Here is a 6761-nt window from a genome sequence, read left to right as displayed (position 1 = left end):
CGGAGGGGGAGCGGGATGAGTGACGAGGAACGCCGGGACTCCCTGGCCGACCAGGCCGCCGCCTGGGTCCCCCCGTGGGACCGCCCCGCCCGCAGGCTCCCACCGTCTCCGAGCCCGACGAAGAAGCCGTCGCCGGCGAAGAGCCCGTCGCAGACGCGACCCCGCCCGTCACCGACGAGTCGACCCCGCCGGTCACTGCCGAGCCGACCTCGCCCGTAACCGACGAGCCGACGCCCGTCACCGTCGAGCCGACGCTGCCTGGCACTGCCGAGCCCACCCCACCTGTCACCGCCGAGTCGACCGTGCCGGTCACCGGCGAGCCGACCCCCGCGGAAGATCTTGGAGGCAGAGCACCCCTCCACGGGCCGGAATCTTCCAAGATCGCGGAGGAGGTCGTTGCCGAGGAGGCGGTCGCCGAGGAAGCCGGCGAGGCGGTCGCGGGGGAGAGCGTTGCTGAGGGCGTACCCCCTCGGTCGGTTGTGGGGCGGCGCAGGGCGCCGGTCGCGCCGGAGCCGGCGCCGGAGTTGTCCGACGCCGAGCTGCGCGGCGCGCTGGAGGCGATCCTGCTGGTCGTCGACGAGCCGGTCAGCGAGCTGATCCTGGCCCAGGTGCTGGAGCAGCCGGCCGAGCGGGTCGGGCCGATGCTCGACGAGATCGCCGCCGGTTACACCGCCGCCGGGCACGGTTTCGAGCTGCGCCGGGCGGCCGGCGGCTGGCGGCTGTACACGCGGCCGGAATACGCGACCTATGTCGAACAGTTCGTGTTGGACGGGCAGTCCGTACGGCTGACCCAGGCGGCGCTGGAGACCCTCGCCGTGGTCGCCTACAAGCAGCCGGTGACCCGATCGCGCATTTCGGCCATCCGGGGTGTGAACTGCGACGGGGTCATCCGTACGCTGGTTACCCGCGGCCTGGTCGAGGAGTGCGGCACCGAACCGGACAGCGGGGCGTTCCTCTACCGGACCACCACGCTGTTCCTCGAGAAACTCGGGCTGAACACCGTCGACGAGCTGCCGCCACTCGCACCCTTCCTGCCCGACGACGTAGAAGAGCTTGCCGATGCGACCCGATAACCGTTCCCCGAAAACCGACGCCCCCGTCTACGAGGGTGCCGAGCGCCTGCAGAAGGTGCTCGCCGCCGCAGGCGTGGGTTCCCGGCGCGCCTGCGAGGACCTGATCTTCCGCCGCCGCGTCACGGTGGACGGGCGCGTGGCCAAGCTCGGCGACAAGGTCGACCCGGCCACCGCCGTGATCCACGTGGACGGCGAGCGCCTCCAGGTCGACATTCGCCTGGTCTACGTGGCGATGAACAAGCCGCGCGGGGTGGTCACCACCATGGCGGACGACAAGGGCCGCAACGAACTGGCCGAGTTCATCGGCAACCGGGTGGAGCAGCGGGTCTACCACGTCGGGCGGCTCGACGCGGACAGCGAGGGCCTGCTGCTGCTCACCAACGACGGCACACTCGCGCACAAGCTCATGCACCCCTCGTACGAGGTGCTGAAGACCTACCTCGCCGAGGTGGTCGGGCCGATCCCGCGCAACCTGAGCAAGCGGCTGCTGGCCGGCGTCGAGCTGGAGGACGGGCCGGTCAAGGTCGACTCGTTCAAGGTGGTGGACACTCTGGGCAAGACCGCCCAGGTGGAGCTGAGCCTGCACGAGGGGCGCAAACACATCGTCCGGCGGCTGATGGAGGAGGTCGGCCACCCGGTCACCCGGCTGGTGCGTACCTCGATCGGGCCCATCCGGCTGGGTGACCTGCGTACCGGGCGGATCCGGCGGTTGACCAACGCCGAGGTCGCCGCGCTGTTCAACGCGGTGGGTGACTGACCCCCGAGTTCGGGGTACGGCCTTCGGTAGGCTCCCGGACGGCCCGGACGCCGGCCGCGCTGGTGGCGCGGGTCGCGTCGCACGGCACCGCGCGCGGTGCGCGGCGAGCTGCGGGCATGATTGATGACGATGGACAACCGCTTGCGGCGCCAGCACCGGGCGATCCGCGAGGTACGGGCTGAGGAGGACACGGTGGAGGAAAACGTACGGGCCGGGCGATGTGTTGTCGCTGTGGACGGGCCGTCCGGTTCGGGTAAGTCCACCGTCTCGCGGCGACTCGCCGTTGGCATCGGTGCGCGCTACCTGGACACCGGGGCGATGTACCGGGCGATCACGTGGGCCGTGTTGCGCTCCGGCGTCGACCTCACCGACGCCGCGTCGGTGGCGAAGGTCGCCGGCGAGGTGGACCTGCGCATCGGCACGGACCCCCAGGGGTACGGCGTGACCGCCGACGGCGTGAGCGTGGACGCGGAGATCCGCGGTCCCGAGGTGACCGGGGCGGTTTCCGCCGTCGCCGCGGTGCCGGCGGTCCGCGAGCTGCTGGTCGCCCGGCAGCGCGAGATGATCGCCAACGCCGGCCGGATGGTCGTCGAGGGCCGGGACATCGGCTCGGTCGTGGCGCCGGACGCCGACCTGAAGGTCTTCCTGACCGCCTCCGAGGCGGCCCGGGCTGCCCGGCGCAGCGCCGAGGACGCGGCTGACGTGGCCGCGACCGCCGCCGACCTGGCCCGCCGGGACCGGCTCGACTCCACCCGCAAGGTCAACCCGCTGGCGCAGGCGCCGGACGCAGTGGTGCTGGACACCACCGAGCTGGGCATCGACGAGGTCGTGGCCCGGCTGCGCGACCTGCTCACCGAACGGGGCGTGGCATGAGCGAGCGTAGCGAGCGAATCATCAGGTTCAGTGCGGACGTGCCTCATGACGGTCCGGAGCGCAGCGGAGGAGCGGCATGAGCGAGGGTGCTGGATGGGTCGAGCTGCGTGAGCCGGACGTCGCCGTCGAGGAGCCGTCCGGCCCGCAGCCGGTGGTGGCCGTCGTCGGTCGCCCCAATGTGGGCAAGTCCACGCTGGTCAACCGGATCATCGGCCGCCGGCAGGCGGTCGTCGAGGACATCCCCGGGGTGACCCGGGACCGGGTGCCGTACGACGCGCAGTGGAACGGCCGGGCGTTCACCGTGGTGGACACCGGCGGGTGGGAACCGGACGCGAAGGACCGGGCCGCGGCCATCGCGGCGCAGGCCGAGACCGCGGTGGTCACCGCGGACGTGGTGCTGTTCGTGGTCGACGCGATGGTGGGCTCCACCGACGTGGACGAGGCCGCGGTGAAGATGCTGCGGCGCAGCGCCAAGCCGGTGATCCTGGTGGCGAACAAGGCCGACAACACCTCCATCGAGATGGAGGCCACTTCGCTGTGGTCGCTGGGCCTCGGTGAGCCGTTCCCGGTCTCCGCGCTGCACGGGCGGGGCTCCGGCGACCTGCTGGACGCCATCCTCGCCGCGCTGCCCGAGGCGCCGGCGATCGTGGAGAACCGGCCGCGCGGGCCGCGCCGGGTCGCGCTGGTCGGCCGCCCCAACGTGGGCAAGTCCAGCCTGCTCAACCGGTTCTCGGGTGAGGAGCGGGCGGTCGTCGACTCGGTCGCCGGCACCACCGTCGACCCGGTGGACAGCCTGGTCGAGATCGGCGGTCAGACCTGGCAACTGGTGGACACCGCCGGCCTTCGCAAGCGGGTCGGCAAGGCCAGTGGCACCGAGTACTACGCCAGCCTGCGTACCGCCGCCGCCATCGAGGCCGCCGAGGTGGCCGTGGTCCTGCTGGACTCCAGCGAACCGATCAGCGAGCAGGACCAGCGGATCCTGTCGATGGTGACCGAGAGCGGTCGGGCGCTGGTCATCGCCTTCAACAAGTGGGACCTGGTCGACGCCGACCGCCGGTACTACCTCGACAAGGAGATCGACCGGGAGCTGCGCCGCATCCCCTGGGCGATCCGGCTGAACCTGTCGGCGATGACCGGCCGGGCCGTCGACAAGCTGGCCCCGGCGCTGAACAAGGCCCTCGCGAGCTGGGAGACCCGGGTGCCGACCGCGCACCTCAACCAGTGGCTGACCGCGCTGGTGCAGGCCACCCCGCACCCGGTGCGCGGTGGGCGCGCGCCGCGGATCCTGTTCGCCACCCAGGCCGGGGTGGCGCCGCCGCGGTTCGTGCTCTTCACCACCGGCCCGCTGGACGCCGGCTACCAGCGCTTCGTCGAGCGCAAGCTCCGTGAGGAGTTCGGGTACGAGGGCAGCCCCATCGAAATCTCGGTCCGCCCGCGCAAGAAGCTCGGGCCGGGCGGGCGGGGCAAGGCGCACGGCTGATCTGAGCTGTAGAAAATGCCGGATGGGCGCTCGCCCATCCGGCATTTCCTTGCCCTTCCTCCTACCTACCCTCCTAGGATGCCGTAGGGGTTGTGGGGTGGTTCGGTGAGGCCGCAACCTGGGTGGGGCCTGTGCGGAGTAGCGAGGGCTGCTGCGCTAAGCTGTATCGGCTGCCGCGGGGGAAACCACGCGGGGGCGGGACGTGGCGCAGCTTGGTAGCGCACTTGACTGGGGGTCAAGGGGTCGTCGGTTCGAATCCGGCCGTCCCGACAGCGAGAGGGTTTCCGCAGGTCAGTGACTTGCGGAAACTCTCAGTCTATTGTTATGGCTCGATGTAGTGGCGTGTGAGGCGCTGCCGGAACCCTTAACTCGGGTGGTTTTGCGAGCCGATCTTGGTTGCCTCCGCTGTGAACCGCCTGGTAGGCGTACTGCATCGGCGTCGTTGTGGTCGCTGCTGGACCTCTTGACCGCAGGCGATTTTGGACAAAAAGGGCATGATCCCCCTGCGCTGCTATCGGCTCTTCTGTTGATAGGGAGCTGTTCCGGCAGCTGGCGCCCGGCTAGGAAGCGGCGATCCGGGCGCTTGGGCCGGGAGCACGGCGGCGCGGGGCGGAATCGCCCATGCACCGAAGGATCGTGTCCGGACGGACCAGCAGCCCAGCCGCCGCACCACGTTGCGCGGTGCCGGCGCGGGCAGCAACGCCGGTCGCCCGGATCGAACCGCAGGCGCTGCTCGCCGAGGTGGCGCTGAAGCACCATGATCTGGTGTCGCAGGGCGAGGATCTCGATGTCCTTGGTCCGGTCGCTCGTCGTCGTTAGCAGGCGGGGTGCCGCGAAAATGTTCGCCACCCCGAGATGCATCAATCGCAGCAGCGCGACCGGCCGTCATCGCTCAGCGGCCACCGACGATCCATGCGTGAGGGCAGCCAGCTTGCCGCTCGGAGTCGCGGCTGTCCTTTGCGGCGTCCATATTGTCTTGTAGTAACTGACGTGGGATCTCGGCGGTGCCAGAGCTACTGCCTCGCGGGCCGCCAGGCACGCGGTTGCGGACGTTCGCCACCTCTGTCCGGAGCCTTTGCAGGACGAGGGCCTGGTCGATCGAGCCGGCATCGATAGTCTCGGTCCAGCCCCCATCTCGGGTCGAGCCTGGCGCCAGGTACGGCAGTAGCCCAAGATCCTTGCGCCACCAGGTGAGAATCGCATCTTCAACCCTCAGCGCGTCCATCCCGTCCTGGAACGCCTCGGTGACGAGTACGGACCAGCCGAGCTTCCTGAACCTCCCGACGCGTGTTGAGCCGACCTGCGTGATCCCGGTCTTCAGCGCCTGTAGTTCCGCATTGTGGAGCAGGTACACGATCGCCGCCTTCGACGCGTTGAACCCTGACACGGCACAGCGACGACATCCGCGTTGACCGGCATCGACGTTGCCGATCCGCACCGTGGTATTGCGCCCGCATCGGCAGCGGCGCCGCCACGGGTGCGCCGCCCCGGGATACTCGACCAACGGTTCGTAGCCGGCCGCGCGCAGGCGTTCGGTCGCCTCCTCTGCAAATCGGCTTCGCTTGGAGTTCCCCTGCTTCCTCCTGCGGCAGGTTTCGCAACCGCCGCCACCGCTTGAGACATTGCTGTATGTGGGCTGCGTGTAGCTTCCGCAGGTCAGGCACTGGCATCGCCACCCCTTGTTCGCGCCGGGAAACGGTTCCTGCGGTTTCAGGTTTGCCGTACGCATCACGCTGATAGCGGTCGATGCAAAGCGTTCTCGGCGGCGCTTGCCGGTCTCTTTCGCCGCACAGAGCTTGCATCCGTTCCCTGTGCTCTTGACTGTCTCGTACCGGGGTTTGGCGATCTTGCCGCAGGTCGCGCATGCGCATTCCCATGGCTCGCGCGGTCCAGGGAAAGGACCTGAGGGAAACCAGCCTGCCCGGCGCATCACTTGCCGAGCGACCTCGTCGGTGATTCGTCCGACCCGTCCGCTGCATCCTGCGCATCCACGCGTGCGGTCCTGTCCGAACAGGATCGGGGTCCCGACCGTTCCGCATCTCAAGCACCGGCAGCTCCAGCGCGTCTTTGCACCCCGGTACGGCTCCAGCGGTTCCCAGTCGTATGTCCGCATCCGTCCGACGGCTCGGTCGGCGTTGTTGCGAACCTTGAGCTCACCCCTTGTCCGGTGCGCTGCCGCCCGCTTCTCGCGTCGACAGCAGCACCGTGGCCGGTCGTCACGCTTCACACGGTTCAGCACTACCGATACTGCCTCGTGGCAGGTCACGCAGATGGCCGCCCACGCCTTGGTGCTGCCCGGATACTCCGCGACTGCGCTGTAGCCCAGCGCGGTCAGCTGGTGCCGAGCCTCGGCATCGGTGAAGCGCACGGGCATATGACGAGTCTCGCATCGCCCGCCGACACTCTTCCCTGGGCAGTCCGTCCGCAGGTGCACGCAGATGTGGGTAAGCGCGTCGTGATCTTGGTGTCCGCGTGATCATGCGGAGGATATGGCGGGACCGGCGCGATCACGAGATCATCGCCAGAACCATCAAAGGTGACCGGCGTTCTCCGCTGTCTAAGATGCCAGTATCAGCGT

General features: G+C 69.5%; 6 protein-coding genes and 1 tRNA gene. 6 read left to right on the top strand and 1 reads right to left on the bottom strand.

Annotated features, from left to right (window positions below; genetic code table 11):
* The first annotated feature begins 302 nt into the window (after window positions 1-302).
* The 6 genes from scpB to EAD89_RS30585 all read left to right on the top strand — a co-directional run bounded on the left by scpB (window position 303) and on the right by EAD89_RS30585 (window position 5002).
* Window positions 303-1073 carry an SMC-Scp complex subunit ScpB gene (gene scpB / locus EAD89_RS26695; RefSeq protein ID WP_233579164.1) on the top strand — a complete coding sequence of 257 codons (771 nt, stop codon included), beginning with the start codon at window positions 303-305 and terminating at the stop codon, window positions 1071-1073.
* Window positions 1060-1830, top strand: a complete 771-nt coding sequence (locus tag EAD89_RS26690; protein WP_121677643.1) for a pseudouridine synthase — start codon at window positions 1060-1062, stop codon at window positions 1828-1830. The genes scpB and EAD89_RS26690 overlap by 14 nt, the downstream gene beginning before the upstream one ends.
* A gap of 192 nt (window positions 1831-2022) precedes the next feature.
* On the top strand, window positions 2023-2703 hold the full coding sequence (gene cmk, locus EAD89_RS26685; protein ID WP_121677650.1) for a (d)CMP kinase: 681 nt from the start codon (window positions 2023-2025) through the stop codon (window positions 2701-2703).
* 76 nt (window positions 2704-2779) lie between these two features.
* A complete protein-coding gene (gene der, locus EAD89_RS26680) occupies window positions 2780-4183 on the top strand; it encodes a ribosome biogenesis GTPase Der (RefSeq protein WP_121677642.1) in 1404 nt (467 codons plus the stop codon).
* 196 nt (window positions 4184-4379) lie between these two features.
* Window positions 4380-4453, top strand: a tRNA-Pro gene (locus tag EAD89_RS26675).
* A gap of 366 nt (window positions 4454-4819) precedes the next feature.
* Entirely contained in the window at window positions 4820-5002 is a 183-nt protein-coding gene (locus EAD89_RS30585) for a hypothetical protein (protein ID WP_158610782.1), read from the top strand.
* Between the two features lie 73 nt (window positions 5003-5075).
* On the opposite strand, the gene EAD89_RS30320 is transcribed toward EAD89_RS30585, so the two are convergent.
* The gene (locus tag EAD89_RS30320) at window positions 5076-6557 is read right to left on the bottom strand and encodes a hypothetical protein (RefSeq protein ID WP_147458880.1); all 1482 of its coding nucleotides are present in this window, start codon (window positions 6555-6557) and stop codon (window positions 5076-5078) included.
* Window positions 6558-6761 lie beyond the last annotated feature (204 nt).

It is taken from the genome of Micromonospora sp. BL4, assembly GCF_003667505.1.
Taxonomy (GTDB): Bacteria; Actinomycetota; Actinomycetes; order Mycobacteriales; family Micromonosporaceae; genus Micromonospora.
This window is presented reverse-complemented; position numbering and strand designations above follow the sequence as displayed.